This window comes from Cupriavidus consociatus, from assembly GCF_017814975.1.
Lineage (GTDB): Bacteria > Pseudomonadota > Gammaproteobacteria > Burkholderiales > Burkholderiaceae > Cupriavidus > Cupriavidus consociatus.
On record NZ_JAGIQA010000007.1, the window covers coordinates 94472 to 116008 of the forward strand.

Here is a 21537-nt window from a genome sequence, read left to right on the forward strand (position 1 = left end):
GTGCAGGCGCCCCGGCCATCGCCGGGGCGCCTGCATTGATTCCTTGCCAGATACAAGGTCATCTCTATACTTAGCCACATGGCTAACCATTCCGTCCCCCAATCCGCCTTGCCCGCCGTTCCCGAGCTGTCCGACGTCTTCTACGCGCTGGCCGATCCCACCCGGCGAGCCGTCGTCACCATGCTCGGACGCGGGCCGGAAACGGTCTCGGCACTGGCAGCCCCGTTCGCGATGGCCTTGCCCTCGTTCCTGAAGCACCTGCAGGTGCTGGAGCGCAGCGGCCTGGTCCGCTCGCGCAAGACGGGGCGCGTGCGCACCTGCGAGCTGGTGCCGCGGCCGCTGTCCGAAGCGCAGCAATGGCTGGCCGATCAACACGCGCTTTGGGAGGCCCGCACGGACCGCCTCGCCGCCTTCGTCGAAGCGCTTCACCAGGAGGAACTGTCTGATGCCGAACGGAAACAACGCAAGCCCTGAAGCCGCCCAGGACCTGGTCATCTCGCGCCTGCTCAAGGCCCCGCGCGCCAAGGTCTGGCGCGCATGGAGCGATCCGGAACTGCTCAAGCAATGGTGGTGCCCCAGGCCCTGGACCACCGAGGTGCGCGCCTTCGACATGCGACCGGGCGGGGCCTTCCATACCTTCATGCAGGGCCCTGACGGCGGCACCAGCGACAATCCCGGCTGCTTCCTGGAAGTGGTGCCGATGGAGCGCATCGTCTCCACCTCGGCGCTGGTGGCGGGCTATCGCCCGGCGAAGCCATGGCTGTCGATGACCGCGGTCATCACCATGGAAGACGAAGGCGACGGCACGCGCTACACCGCGCGCGTGATGCATCCGGACGAAGCCACACGCAAGCAGCATGAAGAGCTGGGCTTCCACGAGGGCTGGAATACCTGCATCACGCAGCTCGAGGACTTCGCCTCGCAGCTGAAGTAGCGCACGCAATCGCTCCCGGATTTGTGGGAGCCGGCGGCGTTCAGTGGGAGAACAGCACCGGCACGGTCATCGACTGCAGCAGCACCCGGGTCACGCCGCCAAGGACCAGTTCGCGCAGCCGGCCATGGCCGTAGGCGCCCATCACGATCAGGTCGGCGCCAAAGTCCGCGGCGCGCGACAGGATCAGCTCGCCAATGGTCATGTCGGCGCCGCCGGGACCGTGCTCAACCTCGACCGAGGCACCCTGCCGCTCCAGCACCCGCACCGCGTGGCTGACCGGGGTGGCATCGGCGCGCGACTCCCTGGCCGCGGTATGGGCGCCGAGTATGCGGACTTGCGCGCCAGCCAGCAGAGGCAGCGCGTCGTGGAGCGCACGCGCGGCCTCGCGGCTGCCGTTCCAGGCCAGCAGCACGCGCGTGCCGATGGTGCTGAACTCGCCGGCGCATGGGACCACCAGCGTGGGTCGGCCGGACTCCAGCAGCAGCGCTTCCAGCAGCTGTCCGGCGACCGGGCCTTCGACGTTGTCGCCATCGTACTGGCCGGACACGATCAGCCCGGCCTCGCGCGCTTCGCGCAGCGCCAGCGTGACGGGGTCGCGATCGACCGCACGCCACTCGGCCACGCCCCCCAGTTCGCGGGTGACGGCCTCGAAGGCGCAGTGCATGTTTTCGCGCTGCAGCCGGCGGCGTTCCTGGTCTTCGGCCAGCCAGCGCCAGGCGCTGTCCATGCGGTAGGACCAGCCGGGGTCGGGTACGCGCCCGGCCAGCAAGCCGATCAGCGGGCAGCCGACGGCGCTGGCGAGGCGGCCGGCAAGGTGCAGGCGGCGGGAGGCCTGTGGATTGCCGTCCAGATGGACCAGGATGCTGTCGTAGGCCATGATGCGCTCGCTTCGGTCTTGTTTGGATCCAGTCTAGGCCGCAAGACCGACTAGACCTTGACCCGAGTCAAGGCGGCCGGAACCCGCGCTTCATCCGGCCGGCACCGAACGCGGCAAGAAGCGGAGAGGATCGGCCGCGATCTGCCGCATCTGCCGTCGGCATCACTCAGTCGTCGTAGCCTTCGTGCCAGCGGCGCCATTCACGCTCGCGCCGCCTCTGCTCGCGCCATTCCCGCTCGCGCCACTTGCGCTCCCGCCATTGCTGTTCGCGCCAGGCGCGGGCGCGCCAGTCGTCGTCGTAGGCAGGCGCCACGACCACCGGTTGCGGTGGTGCCACATAGACTGGCGCCGGCTCGTAGTAGACCGGGGGCGGCGCCACGGCATAGGCCGGAATGCCGATGCCGATATCGACGTTGACGCGGGCCTGGGCTGTGCCCGGCCCCATGACTGCCACGCCTGCCAGAGCGCAGGCCGCCAGGATGCTTCGCATGGTGATGTCCTCCTGGACGGCAATGTAGCGGCGCCCCGCGGCCGCAGGTGTTCGCAGAGCGTTAGCCACGTAGCAACGTGTAACCGCGCTGGCACTTTCCGCGCTAGCGGCCCTTGACGTCCGGCCGGCCGCGTTGCCCGCCGCCCAGCGCCTCCTCCAGGAACTGCATCAGCGCCTGCACGCGCGCCGTGCGGCCGCGCCGCGTGGGCACCAGCAAGGTCACCGGCGCGCTGTCGCACTCCCAGTCGGCGAGCACCCGCACCAGCGCGCCGCGCGCGATGGCATCGGCGGTATCCCATTCGGAGCGCAGCACCAGCCCGAGCCCCTGCTCCGCCCACTGGCGCGCGACGCTGCCGTCGTTGCTGGTATAAGCCGGCACCACGCGCACGGTTTCCCGTGCGGGCGGGCGCCTGACGGCATGGGTTGCCTGCCGGCGGAAACGCCATAGCGTCACGTCCTCGTCGTTCTCGCGGATGCAGATGCAGGCATGGTTCAGCAGCTCGCGCGGCTCGGCGGGCGTGCCGTGCCGGCGCAGGTAGCCAGGGCTCGCGCACACCCAGCGCGCATTGGGCGCGAGCGTGCGCGCGATCCATGAGGAATCGCGCACCGCGCCGATGTGGATCACCGCATCCGAATCATGGCGGTCAGGCCATGGCGTCTCGCGCAGGTCCAGCTGCAGCCGCAGTCCCGGATGGCGCTCGGCAAAGCGCGCCAGCAGCGGCGCCACGTGGTGCCGGCCGTAGCCGAACGGGGCGGCGATGCGCAGCGTGCCCGTGAGCCGGCTGTCCTCGCGCCGGAACGACTCCGGCAATGCCTCGAGCTGCGCCAGCAGCGCCGCGCCTTCGCGCGCAAAGCGCTCGCCCTCGGGGGTCAGGCTCAGCCGCCTGGCGGTGCGGGTGGCCAGCGCCAGCCCCAGCGTCGCCTCCAGCTTGCGCAGCCGCGCCGACAGCGCGGGCGGCGTCACATTGAGCGAACGCGCCGCCGCGCTCAGCGACGGCGACTGCACGAGCGCATCCACCAGGCGCAAGTCCTCGATCTGGATCATTCACTTCAGCTTAACGATTGATGTTCCGCCATTTAACCACGGGCTACTGTTTGCTTCCTACACTGGGAACCTCTGGCCGCGGCACTGCACCGCCCTGCCGCCCGCCCAGCCAACCTGAAGGAGACCCATGGACTTGCCCCGACCCGATGCCGCGCCCGCCTGGCCCCATGCCGTGCTGTTCGACCTGCTCACGGCCCTGCTCGATTCCTGGACTGTGTGGAACGCCGCCGCCGGCGGCGAAGCCGAGGGCCGCGCCTGGCGCGCCGAGTACTTGCGCCGCACCTACGGCTGCGGCGCCTACGTGGGCTACGAGCAATTGGTACGCGAGGCGGCGCAGCACGTCGGCCTGCCGCCATCCGCCGCCGATGCGCTCGAAGCCCACTGGGATTCGCTGCCGCCGTGGGACGGCGCGCGCGAGTTGTTGCAGGCCCTGCGGCCGCATTGCCGGCTGGCCGTGGTGACCAATTGCTCGGAGCGGCTGGGCCGCCGTGCCGCCGCACTGCTGGGCATCGACTGGGACATCGTGGTTACCTCCGAAGCGGCGGGCTACTACAAGCCAGACCCGCGCCCGTACCAGTTCGCGCTGGACCGGCTCGGCGTGCAGGCACGCGATGCGGCGTTCGTGGCCGGCTCCGGCTACGACCTGTTCGGCACCTCGGCGGTGGGGCTGCGCACCTACTGGCACAACCGCGTCGGACTGGCGCTGCCCGCCGGTGCGCCACTGCCCGAAGCCGAGCACCGCACGCTTGGGCCGGCGCTGCCATGGCTGCAATCGTTCCATGCCACCGGCCGGTGAACGGGAGTGACGTCATGACTGTGCAGATCCCTTGCCGTTCCACGCGCAAGTCCACCCCGCGTCGGCTACGCCGCCTGGCCACCGCCGCAATCACCGCAGCCGTCGCGGCCACACCCGCGCTGGCGCAAACCGCGGCATACCCGGCCCGGCCGATCGCGCTGATCGTGCCATTCCCCGCAGGCGGCCCCAGCGACGCACTCGCGCGCGGCATTGCCCGGCACATGGGCGAGCAGCTCGGCCAGACCATCGTGATCGAGAACCTTGCCGGCGCAGGCGGCACGGTCGGCCTGGCGCGCGCGGCAAAGGCCACCCCTGACGGCTATACGCTTGCGCTCGGCACCATCGGCACGCACGTGGCGAACGTGGCCCTGTACAGGAAGCTGCCCTATGACCCGGTGGCCGACTTCCGGCCGGTCGGCATGGCCGGCTCGGCGCCGCTGCTGCTGCTTGCGCGCGCCGGCCTGCCCGCCAGCAACCTGCAGCAATTCAGCGCCTGGCTGCGCAGCCACGCCGGCAAGGCCACTTACGGCAGCGCCGGCGTGGGCTCGGTCTCGCACTATGGCTGCGGCATGCTGCTGGCGGCGATGAAGCAGGAAGTCACCCACGCGCCGTATCGCGGCGTGGCGCCGGCGATCAGCGACCTGATGGGCGGCCAGATCGACTTCATGTGCGACCAGACCACCACCGCCCTGCCGCAACTGGCGGGCGGCAAGATCAAGGCGCTGGCGGTGCTGTCGGGCGAACGCCTGAAACAGCTGCCCGCCGTCGCCACCGCCAAGGAGGCGGGCTATCCGCTGGACCTGCGCTCGTGGAATGCGCTGTTCGTCCCCAAAGGCACGCCCGACGCGATCGTGGCGCGCCTGAATACCGCGCTGGCAGCCGCCTCGGCCGAGCCGTCGTTGCGCCGGCAGATGCAGGCGGTCGGCGTCGAGCTTCCCGCGCCGGGCACCACCGCCCCGGACCTGGTGTCGGACCAGATCGCCCGCGGCCTGCGCGACGACGTGCCAGCCCTGAAAGCCAGGGGCCAATTCCTGGATTGAACCTGGATTGAACCTGGATTGAACCTGGACTGAACCCGGACTGAACCCGGATTGAACCCGGACTGAACCCAACGTGAACGACATGACCATTTCCCGCACCCCGCTGGCGCAACTTGAAACGCCCGCGGCAGTGATCGACACCGTACGCATGCAGCGCAATATCGACCGCATGCAGGCGCATATGGATGCGCTCGGCGTACGCTTCCGCCCTCATGCCAAGACCAGCAAATGCATCCCGGTCGTGCGCGCGCAGATCGATGCGGGCGCCAGCGGCATCACCGTCTCGACGCTGAAGGAAGCCGCGCATTTCCTTGCCGATGGCATCACCGACATCCTCTACGGTGTCGGCATGGTGGCCAGCAAGCTGCCGCAAGCGCTGGCGCTGCGGCGCCAGGGCTGCGACCTCAAGATCGTCACGGACAGCGCCGAATCGGCGCGCGCCATCGTTGCCTTTGCCGCGGCGCATGGCGAGGCGTTCGAGGTCTGGATCGAGATCGATACCGACGGCCACCGCTCGGGCATCCGTCCGGACGAGCCGGCGCTGATCGAAGTCGGCACCGTGCTGCATGAAGGCGGCATGCGCCTGGGCGGCGTGATGACGCACGCCGGCTCCAGCTACGACCTGGACACGCCCGACGCGCTGGCAGCGATGGCCGAACAGGAACGCGCCGGCTGCGTGCATGCGGCGCAGCGTCTGCGCGAGGCCGGCCTGCCGTGCGCCGTGGTCAGCGTGGGCTCGACGCCCACCGCGCTGTCCGCGCAAAGCCTGGAAGGCGTGACCGAAGTGCGCGCGGGGGTCTACGTCTTCCTTGACCTGGTGATGCGCAACGTGGGCGTATGCGCGGCCGGCGACATCGCGCTGAGCGTGCTGACCACGGTGATCGGGCACCAGCCGGAGAAGGGCTGGGCCATCGTCGATGCAGGCTGGATGGCGATGAGCCGCGACCGCGGCACGCAGAAGCAGAAGCGCGATTTCGGCTACGGACAAGTGTGCGGGCTCGACGGCGCGGTCATTGACGGGTATGTGCTCAGCGGCGCCAACCAGGAGCATGGCATCCTGTCACGCGAGGGCGAGCCCGATCGCGATATCGCCGCGCGCTTCCCGATCGGCACGCTGCTGCGTATCCTGCCCAATCACGCCTGCGCCACCGGGGCGCAGTTCCCCGCGTACCACGCGCTCGCCGCCGACGGCGAGACCACCGAATGGAGCCGACTGCATGGCTGGTAATCCCGATACAAGCGAGCGTCCGATCCAGGCGATCTCTCCTGACCACACTGGCCACCCCGGGCGGTCACTACAGCCACGCGACCGTCGCCAACGGGCTGGTCTTCATCTCGGGGCAACTGCCGATCACGAAGGACGGTCGCAAGCTGGTCGACGCACCATTCGCCGAGCAGGCCATGCAAGCACTGGCCAACGTCGAAGCCGCGCTGGTCGCCGCCGGCAGCGGCATCGGCGCATTGGTGCAGGTACGCGTGTATGTCGACAGCATCGACAACTGGCCTGCCTTCAATGCGATCTACGCCGCGTGGGCCGGCGCAGCGCGGCCGGCACGCGCGGTGGTGCCCACCGGTCCGCTGCACTTCGGGCTCAAGGTGGAGGTGGAAGCGGTGGCGCTGGCGTCGCGCGCGTAATTAACCTGCTCACGCGGGCTTGGCAAGGCTGGTAAATCACCGTTGCAAAAACAAACAGAATGTCAGGTGCCTCGGCGCTAAAGTGGCCCTTCCCATGCCTGAAGGCTAATTTGGAGGTACACGCATGAAGCAACATCTGGCGAAATCCCTGTTGATGGCTGGCGCGATGGTCGCGTCCTACCCGCTGTTCGCACAGCAGGCCCAGCCCCTTCAACCGGCCCAGCCGATGCAAGCCACGCAACCGATGCAAGCCACCCAGCCGGCGTCCGCGCAACCGATGCAGGCCATGCCGGCCACCGCACCGTCCGCCCAGGTCGCGCAGGCCCCGGGCGCAGCCAGCCCGTACGCACCGGCAGGCCAGCCCGCGCAGCCGGGCATGGCCCCGGCCCCGGTCGATCCCATGCAGGCCGCCGCGCCTGCCAGCGCCGTCGATCCCGCCAGCATGAGCCTGGCCCCCGACGCACTCGGCAGCCGCCTGGGCCAGCGCAGCGCCTTCCTCGACGGCGCCTGACGCCAGGCTCCCGTGCGTCCCGCGCGCCTGCGGCGCGCGCAAGCTGTGGTAGCGTAGCGCCCTGCCGACTGGACGCTACCATGACTCCGTTCGATTCCGACGCACTGAAGCGGCTGGTCAGCGTCACCATGCCCTATGGCAAGCACAAGGGCACGGTGATCGCCGACCTGCCTGGCAACTACCTGAACTGGTTCGCCCGCGAAGGCTTCCCGCCAGGGGAGATTGGCGGGCTGCTGGCGCTGATGCACGAGCTCGACCACAACGGGCTGTCGCATCTGCTGAAGCCGTTGCGCGGACGCGGCTAGCACCGCGCCGCCTACAGTCCCAGCGCGCGGCCGTCGCTGCGCGGGTCGTGCGCGCCGGCAAGCTGCCCTTTCGGTCCGATGCTGATCGCGCCCGGATGCCCGGCAAGCTGGCTCTGCGCCGGAATCGGGCTCAGCTGGTGGCCGCGCGCCGCCAGTTCACTGAACACCTGCCTGCCGGCGTCCTGCTCCAGCTTGAGGCTGTCGCGGCTGTCCGAGAAGGTCTTGCCCAGCAGGAAACGCGGCCGGCCGAGCGCGGTCAGCGGGTCCATGCCGTAGTCGATCATCCGCGTGAGCACCGCCGCCAGCGTCTGCGGCTGCCCGTCGGCGCCTTGCGTGCCGTACAGCAGCCGCGGGCGGCGGTTCTTCAGGTAGATGCCCGGGTTCAGCGTGTGGAAGGGCCGCTTGCCGCCCTGCAACACGTTGGGGCTGGCGGGATCGAGGCTGAACGACGCGCCGCGGTTGTGCCAGAGCACGCCCGTGTCGCCCACCACCACGCCGCTGCCCCAGTCGAAATACACCGTCTGCAGCATGCTGACGCAGCGGCCCTCGCGGTCGGCCGCGCCGATATACACCGTATCGCCGTGCTGGTAGGCATGCGGCCACGGCATGGCCCGCGCCATGCGGATGCGTTGCGCCTGCGCATCCAGGTGCCGGCGCGACAGCAGCCGGTCCACCGGCACGTCGACAAAATCGGGATCGGCAACGTAGCGGTTGCGATCCAGGAACGCCAGCTTCACGGCTTCGACCAGCAGGTGATAGTAGTCGGCGCTGCCCTCCGGGATGGCCGACAGGTCGAAACGATCGAGGATCCCCATGATCTCCAGCGTCGTCACGCCCTGCGTGGGCGGACGCAGGCCCAGCAGTTCGCCGCCACGGTAGGCAACGCGCAGCGGCACTTCCTCGCGCGCCTCGCAGCGTGCCAGGTCGCTGGCGCGCAACGGCGAGCCCGCCTGCGCCAGCCCTGTCGCGAGCCGGCCGGCGATGTCGCCCTCATAGAACTCCCGTCCGCCCTGCGTTGCCAGCCGGTCCAGCGTGCGCGCCAGTTCGGGCTGGCGGAACATTGCGCCCGGCTTCGGCATGCGTCCGTCGGGGGCAAACACGCGGCCGAAGCCGCCCCAGCCCGGCAGGTCGGCGGCGCGGAACTCCTGCCAGAAGCATTGCGACGGCGTGACCGGGAAGCCGTTGGCGGCGTACTCGGTGGCACGCCCCAGCAGGCTCGACCACGACTGGGTACCGCCCCACTGGCTCTTGCTGAAGGCAAAGGCACGGTCCCAGATCGCGACCGTCGCGGCCGCGGTGAGCGCGGCACCCGGCCCGCGCAACGGTATTGTGCCGCTGTAGCCCGGCGTTTCGGCGGCGGCCTGCCCGATCCCGGAGAACGAGCGCACATTGCCGTCGCGGTCGCTGATCACCAGGAAGGCATCGCCGCCCAGCCCGGTGAAATGCGGATAGGTCACGCTCAGTACCGCGCCGATCGCAATCGCGGCCTCGATCGCATTGCCGCCGGCCTTCAGCACTTCCAGCCCGGCCTGGCTGGCGAGCCCATGCGGGCTGGTGACCATGCCTGCATCCGAATGCGCCAGTCCGCTGCGCGCCGTGGGCGCGGCGTCCTGCGCCGCCTCGGCGCTTGCCGGCGCGAGGATCGTGCTGCCCGCCAGCGCTGCCGAACCTGCCAGGAAAGCCCTGCGCGAGGTGCCGCCGCAGGGATCAACTTCAATCGCATGTTCCATGCCGCCGTATTCCATGCCCATTCCCCGTAACCGGCTGCGCCGTGCTGTCGCCGCGCGGGCAGCCGCGATGATGATGAAGATGCGAAGCGGCTCAGGCCTCGCGCTTGTGCGCCTGCCATGGGCGCTCGACCAGGCTTTCCGGCGCCGAGTAGCGCGCCTTGATCCAGGCATAGGCCGGGCCCATGGCATTCATGGCGACGACGGCACCGAGCGCGGCGACGGGATCGCCCGGCGTGGGCCCGAAGCCGCCGAACAGCGTGGCGAAGTACGAGGCAAAGCCGAAGAACATCCCGGGAATGAAGCGCAGCGTGTAGAAGGCGCGCGCCAGGAACATCATGCCGGCGTTGAGCAGGAACAGCATCACCATCTCCGCCACGATCAGCGCCGGCCCGGAGAACTGCTCGGCGGCCTGCCGGAAGCACAGCACGATCACGAACGCGAATAGCGACCCCACCGGCAAGGTCGGCCAGATCTTCTTCAGGTTCTCAGGCGTGGGCCCGCCCATGGCAAAGGTCGCGGCCCAGCTGATAAAGATGGCCCACGGCGGCAGGTGCGAGGCATGCGCGGCAATGGGAACGGTGGTGATGGCCAGCAGCGAGGCCACGACTTCGGCGGGCAGCTTCTTCATGATCGTCTCCTTGTGGATTGGGGCGGTTCAGTGCGCGCAGCAACGGTGCCGGCGGATGTCGCAGCGGTGCTGCGTCACCACCGTGATCCGCCCGCGCTTGACCACCCACAGGCGCGGCGGAATGTCGATCAGCGCGTCCGCCACCTTGAAGGTGTCGAGGATCACGATATCGGCCTGCCGGCCCGCTTCCAGGCCATAGCTGTCCTGCAGCCCGATCGCGCGCGCGGCGTTGTGCGTGCCCATGCCGAGCACCGCGAGCTGGTGCTCCGGCACGCCGAACTGCGCCACGTGCGCAAGCATGTTGCCGATCTGCAGCATGTCGGCCTTGCCGAACGGCGTGAAGGCATTGCGGATGTTGTTGGACGAATAGGCCACGTTGACCCCGCCGTGATGCAGCGCCTTCACCGGCGTGAGCCCGCGGCGCTGGTTCCGCGCGTCCTTGCGCCCGCCCAGGTACAGATCGGTGGCGGGCAGGGTCACGATGCTGATGCCGGCCTCGCGCAGTTGCGCCACCAGCGGCTCCAGCTGCGCCGTGTCGAGTGCGCCCAGGCTGGTCACATGTCCCAGCGAGACGCGGCCCTGGTAGCCGCATTCGATGGTCTTCCGAGCGATGTAGTCCACCGCGGCAAAGCGCTGGTCGGCGGTGTCGTCGGCAAAGTCGGCGTGCATGTCGACCGGCGCGTCATAGCGTTGCGCCAGCTCGAACACCATGTCGATATGGCGCACGGTATCGGTCCAGCTCAGCTCGTTGTACGGGCAGCCGCCGACCACGTCAGCGCCCATGTCCATGGCCTCGATCATCAGCTCGCGCGTACCCTGCGACTTCAGGATGCCCTCCTGCGGGAAGGCCACGATCTGCAGGTCGAGCAGGTCCTGGTACTCCGCCTTGAGCTCCAGCAGCGTCTCCACCCCGATCAGCCCCTGGATCAGGTCGACGTCGGGATGGGCGCGGATCGCGACGGTGCCATGCCTGACCGCCATGTCCAGCACCTGGCGCGAGCGGTCCAGCACATCGTGCCGCTGCTGCTTGCATTTCAGGATGCCGGTGACGCGGATGGCCTCGTCCAGCGTGCCCAGCCGGGCGGGCAGCCGGCGATGCAGCAGCGCCTTGTCCAGGTGCAGGTGCGGTTCCACCAGGCCCGGGATGGCGGCGCGGCCGCCGGCTTCGATCACTTCGTGCGCCGGCGCGTCGATGCCGGGTTCGATGGCGGCAATGCGCCCGTCGCGGATGGCAATATCGGTCAGGGGCGCGTCGTCGCGGACGCACGCATCCCGGATCAGCAGGTCCAGCTGCATGGCGTGTCTCCTCAGGTCTTGTCGTTCTGCCGGAGCCGCTGCCCCGTGACCTGAAGCGTAGGTGCCGGCGCGTGCCGGCTGCATCAGGATCGGCTGAATTCGACCTAAGGATCGGCCTAGCTGCGCTGCACCATGCTATGGGATATGGCTCGCCGCGCCGACCTCTCCCGCTTCCGCCAGGAGCCCGTGCCGGATGGCGTAGTGCACCAGGCCCGCGGTCGAAGAGAGTTCCAGCTTGGCCAGGATGTTGGCCTTGTGCGTGCTGACCGTCTTGCCGCTGAGCGACAGCGTCAGCGCGATCTCATTGATGCCCTGCCCTTCGGCCAGCATCTGGAACACCTGCAGTTCGCGCGCCGTCAGCCGCGCATGCGGCAACACCGCCAGCTGCCGCGCCTGGCCGATCAGCTTGTCGGCGATCGCGGGCGACACCGCGGTGCCGCCGCGCGCCACCTTGCGGATGGCGCCGATCAGCTGGTCCGATTCGACATTCTTGGTCAGGTACCCGGCGGCGCCGGCGCGGATCGCCTGCACCGCGTACTGCGACTCGCGATACATGCTCAGCACCAGCACCGGCAGCGCCGGATAGCTGGCCTGCAGCTGCTGGATCAGCACGATGCCGCTGCGGCCCGGCATCGACATATCCAGCAGCAGCACGTCCGGCAAGCCGGCGCGCAGCAGCGCGAGCAGTTCATTGCCATCGGCGGCCTCGGCCACTACCTGCATGTCCGGCACGGTGGACAGGATTTTCTTCAGCCCGTCGCGGATGATGGTGTGGTCATCGGCCAGCAGGATGCGGATCATCTGGTGTCTCCTCCGGTCGCTCCGGTAGCCTCGCTAGCCTCGATAGCCCCGGCAACGCCGGCGTCACGCGGAATCAGCGCCTCGATGTGCGTGCCGTGGCCCTTTTTGCTGGTCACCACCAGCTTGCCGCCCAGCATCAGCGCACGTTCGCGCATGCCGAGCAAACCCAGGCTGCGCCGGCGGCCGGTAACGGAGGCATCGATGCCGCAGCCGTTGTCGGCGACCACCAGCCGCAGCCTGCCACCCACCTCGCACAATTCGACGCGGACGCGATCGGCCTGGCCGTGGCGGCAGGCATTGGTCAGGGCTTCCTGTGCGATCCGGAACACCGCGGTGCTGACTTCCGCACCGAGGTCCGCCACTGGCTCAAGCGCCCTTTCGCAGGCAATGCCGGTGCGCTCCGCCAAGGACTCGATCAGCCAGTCGATCGCCGAGGCCAGCCCCAGCTCGTCCAGCACCGGCGGGCGCAGGTCGGCCGCGATGCGCTGCACCGCTTCCACGGTCGAGTCGGCGATCTCCTTGAGCATCTGCACGTGCCTGCGGTACGCATCGTCGGCAGCCGGCCCCTGCTGCGCCTCGATGAAACTGAGCCCCAGGCGCAGCGCCGTCAGCGACTGCCCCAGCTCATCGTGCAGCTCGCGCGAGATACGGGTGCGCTCGGCCTCGCGCACGGATTGCAGGTGCGCGGACAGTTCGCGCAGCTGCGCGCGCGAGGCCAGCAGTTCCTGCTCGGAGCGCTTGCGGTCGGTGATATCGCGCGAGATCCCCACCGTGCCCATAACCTCGCCGCGCGGGTTGCGGATCGGCATCTTGATGGTGTCGAACCAGCGCACGCTGCCGTCCTTGCCATGCCGGCTCTCCTCGTAGCGATGGCGCTCGCCGCTGTCGACCACCGCCTTGTCGGTATCGAGGTAGACCCGACCCCATTCCGCCGACCAGACCTGGTCCGGCGTGCTGCCCACGATCTCGGCCTCGGTCCGGCCGCATGCGGCCATGAAGGCGTCATTGACCAGCACGTAGCGCGAGCCGGCGTCCTTCAGCCAGGCCTGGTCCGGGATGTTGTTCAATATGGCCCGCTGCAGTTCGACATCCATGGCTCCCCTTTTGCAGGGCCGTCCGCCGCCCCGCCGCTCCGGTCATTCGGATTGATTCGGGACGCGCATGCATTCATGTCGATTGCGCATGAGTTGCGCCCCTGTCCCAGCGCTGACTATAACCAGCGGCGGGCGGCGGCGCCCTTGTCGTTTTCCTGAATGGGCGGGATCGCCGGATGCGGGCGGGCGTCGTGGGGCGCCCTCCCTGCGTCCCTTACCCCAGCACCGCGCGCGCGATCACCGTGCGCTGGATCTCCGACGAGCCTTCGTAGATGCGCAGGATGCGCGCATCGCGCACCAACCGCTCCAGCGGCATCTCACGCGTGAAGCCGAAGCCGCCGTGGATCTGCAATGCGGTATCGGTGACAAAGGCGACCGTCTCCGAGGCATAGAGCTTGGCCATCGATGCATGCTCGGTGAAAGGCTCGCCGTCGCGGCGCCGCACCGCGGCCTGCAGCGTCAGCAACCAGGCCGCTTCCAGCCGCGTGCGCATGTCCGCGAACATCCACTGCAGGCCCTGCTTGCGCGCCAGCGGCTCGCCGCCGACCTGGCGCTGCCTGGCCCAGTCGACCGCGCACGCCAGTGCCGCTTCGCTGATGCCGAGGCTGGTGGCGGCCACGTCGAGGCGGCTGTTGTCGAGCACCTTCATCGCGGTGCGGAAGCCGCTGCCCTCCGGTCCCAGCCGGTTTGCGGCGGGGACGAAGCAGTCCAGCGCCACCTCGTGGGCCGGCGCGCCGCGGATGCCCATCAGCTTCTCGGCGGGCGCGACCTCCACGCCGGCGCTGTGCCGATCCACCACGAAGGCGCTGATGCCGCGCGTGCCGGCCGCGGGATCGGTCTTGGCGTACACAACGATAAAGTCGGCGGCGTCGGCGTTGGAGATGAAATGCTTGACGCCGCGCAGGCGGTAGCCGTCGCCTTCGGGCGTGGCGCGCGTGGCCATGTCGGCCGGGTTGGAACCGGCGCGTGGCTCGGTCAGCGCGAACGCGCCCAGCTTGCGGCCGGCGGCGGCATCTGGCAGGTAGCGTTCGCGCAGCGCGTCGTCGCCGCCGATCAGGATGGAGTCGGTGGCCAGGTAGTGCGCCCCGATCATCGACGAGGTCGAAGCGCAGGCCTTCGCGACTTCGGCCAGCGACAGGATCAGCGCGACCGGCGAAGTCTCGGTGCCGCCCCAGCGCTCCGGCAGGTTCATGCCCATCAGGCCGAGTTCGGCAAGCTGCGGCACGTAGCGCGTGGTGGAAGTTTCGGCGCGGTCCACTTCGGCGGCGTTCGGAGCGAGTTCGCTCTGCGCGAAGCGGCCGATCGCTTCGGCGATCTCCAGGTCTTCCGCCTCGACGCCCATTCGCTTATGCATGTTGCTTCTCCTTGTCGAAATCGTGCGCGGCCAGGATGGCCTCGGTGTGCTGGCCCAGTGCCGGCGCGGGCGTCACGCGGTTGGCGCCGTAGGCGGAAAACTTGACCGGCTGCGATGGCAGGCGCACCGTGCCGCCGCCCGTGTCGGGCACCTCGGTCAGCAGGCGGCGATGCGCCGCGTGTTCGCTTTCCAGCGCTTCCCTGACATTGCGGATCGGCGCGACCGGGATGCCGGCAGCGCCGAGCACTGCGTTCACCTCCGCGACGGTGCGCGCAGCCGACCAGCTCTCCAGCATGGCGCGCAGTTCGGACTCGAAGCGGCACCGCGTCTCGTCATCGGCAAAGCGCGGGTCGTGCGCCATCGCGGGCTGGCCGATGGCGTCGGCGAGCGCCTGGAACAGCTTGTTGTTCAGCACCGCCACCACGTAGAAGCCATCCGCGGCGCGATACGCGCCAAACGGCGCCGACGACGGATGGCGATTGCCGACGCGCCGCGGCGCCGCCCCGGTGGCCGCGTAGCGCGCGACCAGCGTGGCGCTGAGGCTGAGCGTGGCGTCGAACATTGACACATCGACATGCGTGCCGCGCCCTGTCTTCTCGCGCGCCAGCAGCGCGGCCAGCACGCCCCACGAGGCGAACAGGCCGCTGACGGCGTCGGACACGGCTTCGCCGAGCATGGTCGGCGCGCCGTCGGGCGCGCCGGTGGCGTCCATCAGCCCGCACATCGCCTGCAGGATGATGTCGTAGGCCGGGCGGTGCGATTCCGGGCCGGTCTGGCCGAAGCCCGACACGCTGGCGTAGACCAGCGACGGGTTCAGTTCGCGCAGCGTGGCGTAGCCGATGCCGAGCTTGTCCGCCACGCCGGGACGGAAGTTTTCCACCACCACGTCGGCACCGCGGCACAGCGCGCGGGCGACATCCCGGCCATCCTCCGTCTTCAGGTCGATCACGATGCTCTGCTTGTTGCGGTTCATCGCGGAGAACAGGCCGCTCTTGCCGTCGGCGAAAGGACCGACCGCGCGATAGTCGTCGCCGCCGGGCGGCTCCACCTTGATGACCTCGGCGCCGAGATCGCCGAGCAGCGCGGTGCAATAGGGGCCGGCGAGCACGCGCGAGAAATCGATCACGCGCAGGCCGGCTAGCGGGAGATCGGGCGAATCGGGCGAATCGGGCGAATCGGGCAGGTTGGGTTGCGTCATGGTCTTGCTCCTCCAGAGGCTGGTGGGCCGATTCTGCGCAGCGCAGGCTATCAAGTAAAATATTGATTTCGAGTAGCACCTATAGGATTTTCTGATGGCATCGCAGCCAACTTCGTCGCGCTCCTCGCGCATCTCGCTGCGCCTGTTGCGCTACTTCGCCGCCACGGCGGAAACCGGCAGCACCACGGCCGCGGCACGGCTGCTGAACGTCTCGCAGCCTTCCATCTCGGTCGCCATCCGCGAGCTGGAAGCCTTGTTCGACGAAGCCCTGTTCGCCCGTGATGCGGGCACAAGGCTGGCCTTGACCCGCTTCGGGACACGCAAGCTGGCGGAAGCGCGCCAGATCCTGGGCGCGGCAACGGCTTTCGAGATCGACCAGCGCGGCGACGGCGACGCCGGCGAGGTGCGCATCGGCGTGTTCCGCACGCTGGCGCCGGCCTACCTGCCGGCAGTGCTGCGCGTGGCGCGCGAGCGCTATCCCCGGCTCGCCGTGCGCTTTGTCGAAGGCGACCTGGCCCAGCTGGAAGACTGGCTGCGCGGAGGCCAGATCGAGCTGGCGCTGACCTACGACGTGGGGTTGCCTGCCGAGATCGACCGTGAGGTGCTGGCGGAACTGCGGCCCTACGGGCTGGTGCCGGCGGGCTCGAAGCTGGCCCGCGGCAAGGCCGCGATCTCCCTGCACGCGCTGGCGCGCGAGCCGCTGATCCTGATCGACCTGCCGCACAGCCGCGAATTCCTGATGGCGCCGTTCTGGCAGTTCGGCCTGCAGCCGGAGGTGCGCTACCGCGCCACCTCGCTGGAACTGGCGCGCAGCATGGTGGCGAACGGCCTGGGTTCGGCGCTGCTGATCACGCAGGCGCCAGCGTCAGGCCAGCCGGCCAGCGTCGTGGAAAAGCCGATCCTGGAAGAAACAGTGCGCCAGCCGCTGGTGATCGCGCAGGCAGGCACCGGCCAGACGCGCGCCGCGGCGCTGCTGGCGCAATGCGTGCGCGAAGCCGTACGCGAAACGATGGCGGCGCGGACGGCTGCGCCGGCGCGCAGGCAGAAGTCTGGCACTGACGCTCCGGGGAAATCCGGTACTGCGCCAGCGCGAAAACTAAGGTAGAAAGCAAGCCAGGGGGGGCGTTGCCCGCACCACCCCGAGCAAATCGCCACAACCAGCATGTCCAAGCCCCAGATCCTGACCTATGTCGACGCCGGCGCCTCTGACTGGACCGCCTGCCTGATGCGCACCATCGGCCACCAGCTGCAGGCCGGCGCCTACGAAATCCGCGCGGTCATGGCCGACGATATCCGCCACGACGCCACGCTGTTCGACGACGCGGTGATGTTTGTCATGCCAGGCGGAGCCGACCTGCCCTACTGCGCGGCGCTCAATGGCGCACCCAATGCGCGCATCCGCAGTTTTGTCGAACGGGGCGGCGTCTACCTCGGCATCTGCGCCGGCGCCTACTACGCGTGCCGCGAACTTGCCTTTCACGCCGGCACCTCGGGCGCGATCTGCGGCGCCCGCGAGTTGCGCTTTGTCGACGCGGTGGCGGTCGGCTCGCTGCCGGACCTCACCGGCGGGCGCCTCTACGACGGCACGCCGCGCACCGCCGCCGCCGTGGAGATCCGCACCACCGGCCACCTGACGCCGGCGCCGGTCTCGCTCTACACGCACTACCACGGCGGCTGCCTGTTCGATTTCGGGGGCGAGCCCGGTCCCGATACGCAGGTCTTGGCGGTCTACACGGGCATGGCCGGCACGCCGCCGGCGATCGTGGCCGCGCGCGTCGGCTACGGGCGCGCCATCCTGACGGGGGTCCACCTGGAGATCTCCGAGCGCGAGTGCAAGGACGCGCTGCGCGGCCACAGCGACATGGATGCCCATGTCCACGTGTGCCACCGGCTGGCCGAGACCGGCGCTACCCAGCTGGCGGTCTTCCGCCAGCTGCTGGCGCATGGCGGGCTGGCGCTGGGGTAGAAGGAGATCGAAGGCCGCGCCCCTATCAGCGGGCCGTTCTGCGCATGGCGCGCGGCTGGTCAAGCAGCTCGATCATCAGCCAGGCGTACAGCGTGACGCCGATAAACAGCCCCATGCGCACGACAAAGGCGGTATAGACGTCCTTGCCGGCCGCGCTGTCCTGCACCGACTGCCCCAGCAGGATGACCAGCGTCACCAGCGTATTGAGCCAGAATCCCGGCGCCTGGCGCGTGGGACTGAGCCCGTAGAGCTTGCGCGCCACCAGCAGCGCGAACAGCAGCATCCACAGGAAGTACATCCACAGGTGCACGAACAGGCTGAGCGCGCCCCAGAACGCGATCGCCAGCAGGCCGCCGAGCAGCGTCGAGCCCAGCAGCTCGCGGCCCGCGTTGCGCGCCGAGGTGGTGCAGCTCTGCCGGCCGAGGCTGACCGCTTTCATGATGATCGGCATGTAGGTGGTGGGATCGGTCATCGTGAGCAGGAAGGCGGGCATCACCACCAGCGCCGCGCGCAGCGCCACCCATGCCGCCAGGTCGTCCGGCAGCGCGCTGGCCGGGGGCGCCGGCGGCACGCCTGCGGGCTCGGGAAAGAGCCAGTGCCCGAGCGCCAGCGCCAGCACCGCCAGCAGCAGCCCCTTGACCAGCGCGGCAATGACCGTCACGGCCAGGCCGAAGTCGAAGGTGCCTGCCGACGAGATCATGGTCAGGCCGACCACCAGGAAGGTCGACACCAGGTTGTTGCCGCCGCGCAGCCCGTAGCGGAATGCCAGGAACAGGCACAGGCCGGTCAGCAGCACGCCGCTCGCCGGATAGTGGCGCAGCAAGGGAATCAGCAGCAGGCCGCTGCCGGTGGTCAGCATCGTCACCAGCGCCAGGCCCACGCCGGCCTTGAACGCCAGCGGGCGGTTCATGCTGGCGAGCAGGAAGATGGCCAGCACTGGCGCGAGCATCGGGATCGGCAGGCCCAGGCCGAAGCTGGCGGCCAGGCACAGCGCGGTGCCGGTGGCGAGGCGCAGCGCGCGCCGGGCACGGGGCGAAGGCGGCGAAGGCGGCGAAGGCGGCGGCCGTGCCGAAGGGGCCTGAGCCGTGCCCTCAGTAGACATAGGACAGCCAGCTCATCAGGTACAGGAAGGCGCGGCCGAGCGGGTTGAGCGGATTGCCTTCCGTCGGAAACGCCATGACTTCCGCCTGCCCGCCCACGCGCACGCCGCGCAGCGACGACAACTGGCCAGGATCGAACTCCACCGTCACCGGGAAACGCTGGGCCGGGCGCAGCCAGTCGCGGCTGTTCTGCACCGTCGGCAGGCTGCCCGGCTGCGTGGGGGGCCCGCCGACATTGACGCCGTAGCCGACGCTGCGCACGCGCCCGGTGAAGATCCGCCCCGGCAGCGAATCCAGCACGATCGCCACCGGCGTGCCGGGCACCACGTGGCCAAGGTTGTTCTCGGTCATCTCCGCGTTGATCCACACGTCGTGGATGGTGATCAGCGTCATGACCGGATGCCCCGCGGCGGCAAACTGGCCGGTCTCGGTGCGCAGGTCGGTGACCAGCCCGGCCGAGCGCGCGCGCACGCTGGTATTGGCCAGGTCCAGCTCGGCCTTTTCCAGCGCGGCGGCGGCGCTGCGCAGCTTGGCGTTGTCTTCCGCGCTGCCGCCTTCCTGCTCGCGCGCGCGCTGGACCTCGGCGCGCGCCGCGGCCACCTGTGCGGTAGCCGCTTCCAGGCTGGCACGCGCGATCTCGAGCCGGCGCAGCGATATGGTGCCCTGATCTTCGCGGTACAGGCGCTCCAGGCGTTCGCTGTCCTGGCGCGCCTTGACCTCGTTGGCGCGCGCCGCGCGCAGCGCCGCCTGCGCCGATTCGATGCCGGCGGTGCTGGCGCCGATTTGCCGGCGTGTCGACTCCAGGTCGGCGCGCGCGCGGTCGGCGGCAATCCGGTAGTGCTGCGGGTCGACCTCGAACAGCACCGTGCCGGCCGCCACGTCCTGGTTGTTGCGCACAGGGACGCGCGTCACGCGACCCGCCACCTCCGACGCCACCGGCACCACGAAGGCCTGCACGCGTGCCTGCTGGGTATAGGGCGTGAGCCGGTCCGCCAGCAGGTACCACACCAGGCTGACGGCGATCAGCACGAGCACCCAGCGGATGCCTTTCCTGGCCGGATCGGCCGCCGGTGCCGCTGCGGGCGGCGGGGGCGCGGGTGGCTGCGCCGGCGGCGGCGGAACTGCTGCAGGCTGTGGCGTGTCGCTCATCGGTCCTCCACGTTGGACACCTGTCGCGGTGTCGCCGGAACGCCCGCCCCGTCGGGCGCGGCCGGCCGCCCGGCTTCGTCGAACAGGTCGCCCCAGTTGGTGCGCTGCTGCATCTGCTGGCGCGTCGCCGGGTCGACCAGAGGCAGTTCGCTGTGCCAGCCGCCGCCCAGCGCCTTGTACAGCGCGATCAGGTTGCTCACGGCGCTGCTGCGGTTGAGCACGTAGGCATCCTGCTGGGCCGCCAGCGCGCGCTGCGCGTCCAGCACGCGCTGGAAGTCGGAATAGCCTTCGCGATAGAGCGAGTTGGCCAGCGACAGCGAACGGTTGGCGGCAACGGTGCCTTCGCGCAGGATCCGTTCGCGCTCCAGCGACTTGAGCAGGCCGCTGGCGGCATCGTCGGCTTCGCGCGCGGCCTGCCGCACCGCGTCCTGGTAGGCCACGATCAGCTGCTGCAGGCGTGCGTCCTGCACCCGCACGTTGTTGCGGATACGGCCATAGTCGAACACGTTCCAGCGCAGGCTGGGCCCGCCGACCAGCGCCAGCGTGTTGGGCGTGCCGGCCAGCGTGCCGGCGGACCAGACGATGCTGCCCAGCAGCGACAGCGACGGGTAGAGATCGGCCTCGGCCACGCCGATCAGCGCGGACTGCGCCGCGATCTGCAGCTCGGCGGCGCGCACATCCGGACGGCGCACCAGCAGGCTGGCCGGCACGTCCTGCACCACGGCACGGTCGATCAGCGGGAGGGCCCCTTCCCGCTCCGCGAGGTCGGGCAGCTCCGGCAGCGCGCCGGGAGGGTGGCCCGCCAGCACCGCGAGCGCATTGCGCGTGCGCAGGATCTGGCCCTCGAACTCGGGAATGCTGCTGAGCGTGCCCAGGTACTGCGTCTTGGCTTGCTGCAGGTCGAGTTCGTCGGTCTCGCCGCTGCGGAACAGGCGCTCGGTGATTTCATAGCTGCGCTGCTGCAGCCGGGCATTGTCGCGGGCGATGCGCAGCCGCGCCTCGGCGGTGCGCAGCGCGAAGTAGGTCTCGGCCATCTGGGCGCGCAACAGCACCAGCACATCCTCGTGGTTGGCGCGCGCGGCAAAGTATGCGGCATCGGCCGATTCGATGGCGCGGCTGAAGCGCCCCCAGAAGTCCAGCTCCCAGCCGATGTCGAAGCCCGCGCTGAACTGCCAGAAGCGGCTGTTCTGCGGGTTGCGCCCGCCGGCCTGGCGGGTGGAGGTGTACAACGCGTCGGTGCTCACCTGCTGCAGCTGCGGGTAGCGGCCACTCTGGGCGATGCCGAGCTGCGCGCGCGCTTCCATCACGCGCAGGCCGGCGATGCGGAGTCCCGCGTTGTTGGCATCGGCCTCGGCGATCAGGCGCTCCAGCGTCGGGTCGCCGAATATCTGCCACCATTGCCGCAGGTCGGGGGCGGGGCGCTGCTCGGTGGCGCCCTGCAGCGCAGGGCTGTCCCATGTGGGCGTCCAGGCCTCGCGCTGCGGCTGGAAGTCGGGCCCCACCCGCGCGCATGCGCCCAGGCACAGCACGCCGGCCAGCAGCATTCCGTTCGGCCGGTTGCGGACGGGCATGAGGCGAACCGGCCTGC

General features: G+C 69.7%; 23 protein-coding genes. 10 read left to right on the top strand and 13 right to left on the bottom strand.

From position 1 onward, the window contains the following. Positions 1 to 78 precede the first annotated feature (78 nt). Positions 79 to 474, top strand: a complete 396-nt coding sequence (locus tag J8I82_RS11830) for an ArsR/SmtB family transcription factor (RefSeq protein WP_209757529.1) — start codon at positions 79 to 81, stop codon at positions 472 to 474. Beyond that, a complete protein-coding gene (locus J8I82_RS11835; protein WP_209757531.1) occupies positions 446 to 934 on the top strand; it encodes an SRPBCC family protein in 489 nt (162 codons plus the stop codon). The genes J8I82_RS11830 and J8I82_RS11835 overlap by 29 nt, the downstream gene beginning before the upstream one ends. Before the next feature lie 40 nt (positions 935 to 974). Here the strand turns inward: J8I82_RS11835 and J8I82_RS11840 are convergent, their stop codons facing one another. The 3 genes from J8I82_RS11840 to J8I82_RS11850 all read right to left on the bottom strand — a co-directional run bounded on the left by J8I82_RS11840 (position 975) and on the right by J8I82_RS11850 (position 3346). Continuing rightward, positions 975 to 1811, bottom strand: coding sequence for a universal stress protein (locus J8I82_RS11840; RefSeq protein WP_209757533.1), 837 nt, complete (start codon positions 1809 to 1811; stop codon positions 975 to 977). 166 nt (positions 1812 to 1977) lie between these two features. After that, positions 1978 to 2301, bottom strand: a complete 324-nt coding sequence (locus J8I82_RS11845; protein ID WP_209757535.1) for a hypothetical protein — start codon at positions 2299 to 2301, stop codon at positions 1978 to 1980. 103 nt (positions 2302 to 2404) lie between these two features. Beyond that, positions 2405 to 3346 carry a LysR family transcriptional regulator gene (locus tag J8I82_RS11850; RefSeq protein WP_209757537.1) on the bottom strand — a complete coding sequence of 314 codons (942 nt, stop codon included), beginning with the start codon at positions 3344 to 3346 and terminating at the stop codon, positions 2405 to 2407. A gap of 127 nt (positions 3347 to 3473) precedes the next feature. Between J8I82_RS11850 and J8I82_RS11855 the strand changes: the two genes are divergently transcribed. From J8I82_RS11855 to J8I82_RS11880, 6 genes are all read left to right on the top strand, one after another. Continuing rightward, positions 3474 to 4142 carry an HAD family hydrolase gene (locus tag J8I82_RS11855; protein WP_209757539.1) on the top strand — a complete coding sequence of 223 codons (669 nt, stop codon included), beginning with the start codon at positions 3474 to 3476 and terminating at the stop codon, positions 4140 to 4142. Positions 4143 to 4156: 14 nt separating this feature from the next. Next, positions 4157 to 5182: a tripartite tricarboxylate transporter substrate-binding protein gene (locus J8I82_RS11860; protein WP_209757541.1), complete on the top strand. Its 1026-nt coding sequence runs from the start codon at positions 4157 to 4159 to the stop codon at positions 5180 to 5182. Between the two features lie 82 nt (positions 5183 to 5264). Further along, positions 5265 to 6410: a DSD1 family PLP-dependent enzyme gene (locus tag J8I82_RS11865; RefSeq protein WP_209757543.1), complete on the top strand. Its 1146-nt coding sequence runs from the start codon at positions 5265 to 5267 to the stop codon at positions 6408 to 6410. Further along, complete coding sequence (locus tag J8I82_RS11870; protein ID WP_209757545.1) at positions 6386 to 6817, top strand: RidA family protein; 432 nt, start codon at positions 6386 to 6388, stop codon at positions 6815 to 6817. Before J8I82_RS11865 ends, J8I82_RS11870 begins: the two co-directional genes overlap by 25 nt. A gap of 124 nt (positions 6818 to 6941) precedes the next feature. Next, entirely contained in the window at positions 6942 to 7328 is a 387-nt protein-coding gene (locus J8I82_RS11875; RefSeq protein WP_209757547.1) for a hypothetical protein, read from the top strand. 80 nt (positions 7329 to 7408) lie between these two features. Then, positions 7409 to 7633, top strand: coding sequence for a DUF3820 family protein (locus tag J8I82_RS11880; RefSeq protein WP_063240740.1), 225 nt, complete (start codon positions 7409 to 7411; stop codon positions 7631 to 7633). Between the two features lie 11 nt (positions 7634 to 7644). Here the strand turns inward: J8I82_RS11880 and ggt are convergent, their stop codons facing one another. The 7 genes from ggt to J8I82_RS11915 all read right to left on the bottom strand — a co-directional run bounded on the left by ggt (position 7645) and on the right by J8I82_RS11915 (position 15734). Then, positions 7645 to 9363 carry a gamma-glutamyltransferase gene (gene ggt / locus J8I82_RS11885; protein ID WP_209757548.1) on the bottom strand — a complete coding sequence of 573 codons (1719 nt, stop codon included), beginning with the start codon at positions 9361 to 9363 and terminating at the stop codon, positions 7645 to 7647. A gap of 91 nt (positions 9364 to 9454) precedes the next feature. Continuing rightward, the gene (locus J8I82_RS11890) at positions 9455 to 9991 is read right to left on the bottom strand and encodes a DUF1097 domain-containing protein (protein ID WP_209757550.1); all 537 of its coding nucleotides are present in this window, start codon (positions 9989 to 9991) and stop codon (positions 9455 to 9457) included. A gap of 27 nt (positions 9992 to 10018) precedes the next feature. Beyond that, positions 10019 to 11287: an amidohydrolase family protein gene (locus tag J8I82_RS11895; RefSeq protein ID WP_209757552.1), complete on the bottom strand. Its 1269-nt coding sequence runs from the start codon at positions 11285 to 11287 to the stop codon at positions 10019 to 10021. A gap of 135 nt (positions 11288 to 11422) precedes the next feature. Further along, the gene (locus J8I82_RS11900; protein WP_209757554.1) at positions 11423 to 12088 is read right to left on the bottom strand and encodes a response regulator; all 666 of its coding nucleotides are present in this window, start codon (positions 12086 to 12088) and stop codon (positions 11423 to 11425) included. Beyond that, positions 12085 to 13182, bottom strand: a complete 1098-nt coding sequence (locus J8I82_RS11905) for a PAS domain-containing sensor histidine kinase (RefSeq protein ID WP_209757556.1) — start codon at positions 13180 to 13182, stop codon at positions 12085 to 12087. The genes J8I82_RS11900 and J8I82_RS11905 overlap by 4 nt, the downstream gene beginning before the upstream one ends. A gap of 214 nt (positions 13183 to 13396) precedes the next feature. Beyond that, positions 13397 to 14536 carry an acyl-CoA dehydrogenase family protein gene (locus J8I82_RS11910; RefSeq protein WP_209757558.1) on the bottom strand — a complete coding sequence of 380 codons (1140 nt, stop codon included), beginning with the start codon at positions 14534 to 14536 and terminating at the stop codon, positions 13397 to 13399. Further along, positions 14529 to 15734, bottom strand: coding sequence for a CaiB/BaiF CoA transferase family protein (locus J8I82_RS11915; protein WP_209757560.1), 1206 nt, complete (start codon positions 15732 to 15734; stop codon positions 14529 to 14531). The genes J8I82_RS11910 and J8I82_RS11915 overlap by 8 nt, the downstream gene beginning before the upstream one ends. 94 nt (positions 15735 to 15828) lie before the next feature. Here J8I82_RS11915 and J8I82_RS11920 point away from each other — a divergent pair, with 94 nt between their 5' ends. Then, positions 15829 to 16839, top strand: a complete 1011-nt coding sequence (locus tag J8I82_RS11920) for a LysR substrate-binding domain-containing protein (protein ID WP_209757563.1) — start codon at positions 15829 to 15831, stop codon at positions 16837 to 16839. 57 nt (positions 16840 to 16896) lie between these two features. Next, positions 16897 to 17700, top strand: a complete 804-nt coding sequence (locus J8I82_RS11925) for a BPL-N domain-containing protein (RefSeq protein ID WP_209757565.1) — start codon at positions 16897 to 16899, stop codon at positions 17698 to 17700. Between the two features lie 25 nt (positions 17701 to 17725). On the opposite strand, the gene J8I82_RS11930 is transcribed toward J8I82_RS11925, so the two are convergent. From J8I82_RS11930 to J8I82_RS11940, 3 genes are read right to left on the bottom strand one after another with little or no spacing between them, the layout of a single operon-like run. Continuing rightward, the gene (locus tag J8I82_RS11930; RefSeq protein WP_209757567.1) at positions 17726 to 18802 is read right to left on the bottom strand and encodes a DUF2955 domain-containing protein; all 1077 of its coding nucleotides are present in this window, start codon (positions 18800 to 18802) and stop codon (positions 17726 to 17728) included. After that, positions 18792 to 19949: an HlyD family secretion protein gene (locus J8I82_RS11935; RefSeq protein WP_209757569.1), complete on the bottom strand. Its 1158-nt coding sequence runs from the start codon at positions 19947 to 19949 to the stop codon at positions 18792 to 18794. Before J8I82_RS11935 ends, J8I82_RS11930 begins: the two co-directional genes overlap by 11 nt. Next, positions 19946 to 21520: an efflux transporter outer membrane subunit gene (locus tag J8I82_RS11940; protein ID WP_209757571.1), complete on the bottom strand. Its 1575-nt coding sequence runs from the start codon at positions 21518 to 21520 to the stop codon at positions 19946 to 19948. The genes J8I82_RS11935 and J8I82_RS11940 overlap by 4 nt, the downstream gene beginning before the upstream one ends. Positions 21521 to 21537 lie beyond the last annotated feature (17 nt).

Coding starts and splice junctions, on each gene's coding strand:
- J8I82_RS11830 (WP_209757529.1), top strand. CDS start 79: ATGGCTAACCATTCCGTCCCCCAATCCGCCTTGCCCGCCGTTCCCGAG.
- J8I82_RS11835 (WP_209757531.1), top strand. CDS start 446: ATGCCGAACGGAAACAACGCAAGCCCTGAAGCCGCCCAGGACCTGGTC.
- J8I82_RS11840 (WP_209757533.1), bottom strand. CDS start 1,811: ATGGCCTACGACAGCATCCTGGTCCATCTGGACGGCAATCCACAGGCC.
- J8I82_RS11845 (WP_209757535.1), bottom strand. CDS start 2,301: ATGCGAAGCATCCTGGCGGCCTGCGCTCTGGCAGGCGTGGCAGTCATG.
- J8I82_RS11850 (WP_209757537.1), bottom strand. CDS start 3,346: ATGATCCAGATCGAGGACTTGCGCCTGGTGGATGCGCTCGTGCAGTCG.
- J8I82_RS11855 (WP_209757539.1), top strand. CDS start 3,474: ATGGACTTGCCCCGACCCGATGCCGCGCCCGCCTGGCCCCATGCCGTG.
- J8I82_RS11860 (WP_209757541.1), top strand. CDS start 4,157: ATGACTGTGCAGATCCCTTGCCGTTCCACGCGCAAGTCCACCCCGCGT.
- J8I82_RS11865 (WP_209757543.1), top strand. CDS start 5,265: ATGACCATTTCCCGCACCCCGCTGGCGCAACTTGAAACGCCCGCGGCA.
- J8I82_RS11870 (WP_209757545.1), top strand. CDS start 6,386: ATGGAGCCGACTGCATGGCTGGTAATCCCGATACAAGCGAGCGTCCGA.
- J8I82_RS11875 (WP_209757547.1), top strand. CDS start 6,942: ATGAAGCAACATCTGGCGAAATCCCTGTTGATGGCTGGCGCGATGGTC.
- J8I82_RS11880 (WP_063240740.1), top strand. CDS start 7,409: ATGACTCCGTTCGATTCCGACGCACTGAAGCGGCTGGTCAGCGTCACC.
- ggt (WP_209757548.1), bottom strand. CDS start 9,363: ATGGAACATGCGATTGAAGTTGATCCCTGCGGCGGCACCTCGCGCAGG.
- J8I82_RS11890 (WP_209757550.1), bottom strand. CDS start 9,991: ATGAAGAAGCTGCCCGCCGAAGTCGTGGCCTCGCTGCTGGCCATCACC.
- J8I82_RS11895 (WP_209757552.1), bottom strand. CDS start 11,287: ATGCAGCTGGACCTGCTGATCCGGGATGCGTGCGTCCGCGACGACGCG.
- J8I82_RS11900 (WP_209757554.1), bottom strand. CDS start 12,088: ATGATCCGCATCCTGCTGGCCGATGACCACACCATCATCCGCGACGGG.
- J8I82_RS11905 (WP_209757556.1), bottom strand. CDS start 13,182: ATGGATGTCGAACTGCAGCGGGCCATATTGAACAACATCCCGGACCAG.
- J8I82_RS11910 (WP_209757558.1), bottom strand. CDS start 14,536: ATGCATAAGCGAATGGGCGTCGAGGCGGAAGACCTGGAGATCGCCGAA.
- J8I82_RS11915 (WP_209757560.1), bottom strand. CDS start 15,734: ATGACGCAACCCAACCTGCCCGATTCGCCCGATTCGCCCGATTCGCCC.
- J8I82_RS11920 (WP_209757563.1), top strand. CDS start 15,829: ATGGCATCGCAGCCAACTTCGTCGCGCTCCTCGCGCATCTCGCTGCGC.
- J8I82_RS11925 (WP_209757565.1), top strand. CDS start 16,897: ATGTCCAAGCCCCAGATCCTGACCTATGTCGACGCCGGCGCCTCTGAC.
- J8I82_RS11930 (WP_209757567.1), bottom strand. CDS start 18,802: ATGTCTACTGAGGGCACGGCTCAGGCCCCTTCGGCACGGCCGCCGCCT.
- J8I82_RS11935 (WP_209757569.1), bottom strand. CDS start 19,949: ATGAGCGACACGCCACAGCCTGCAGCAGTTCCGCCGCCGCCGGCGCAG.
- J8I82_RS11940 (WP_209757571.1), bottom strand. CDS start 21,520: ATGCCCGTCCGCAACCGGCCGAACGGAATGCTGCTGGCCGGCGTGCTG.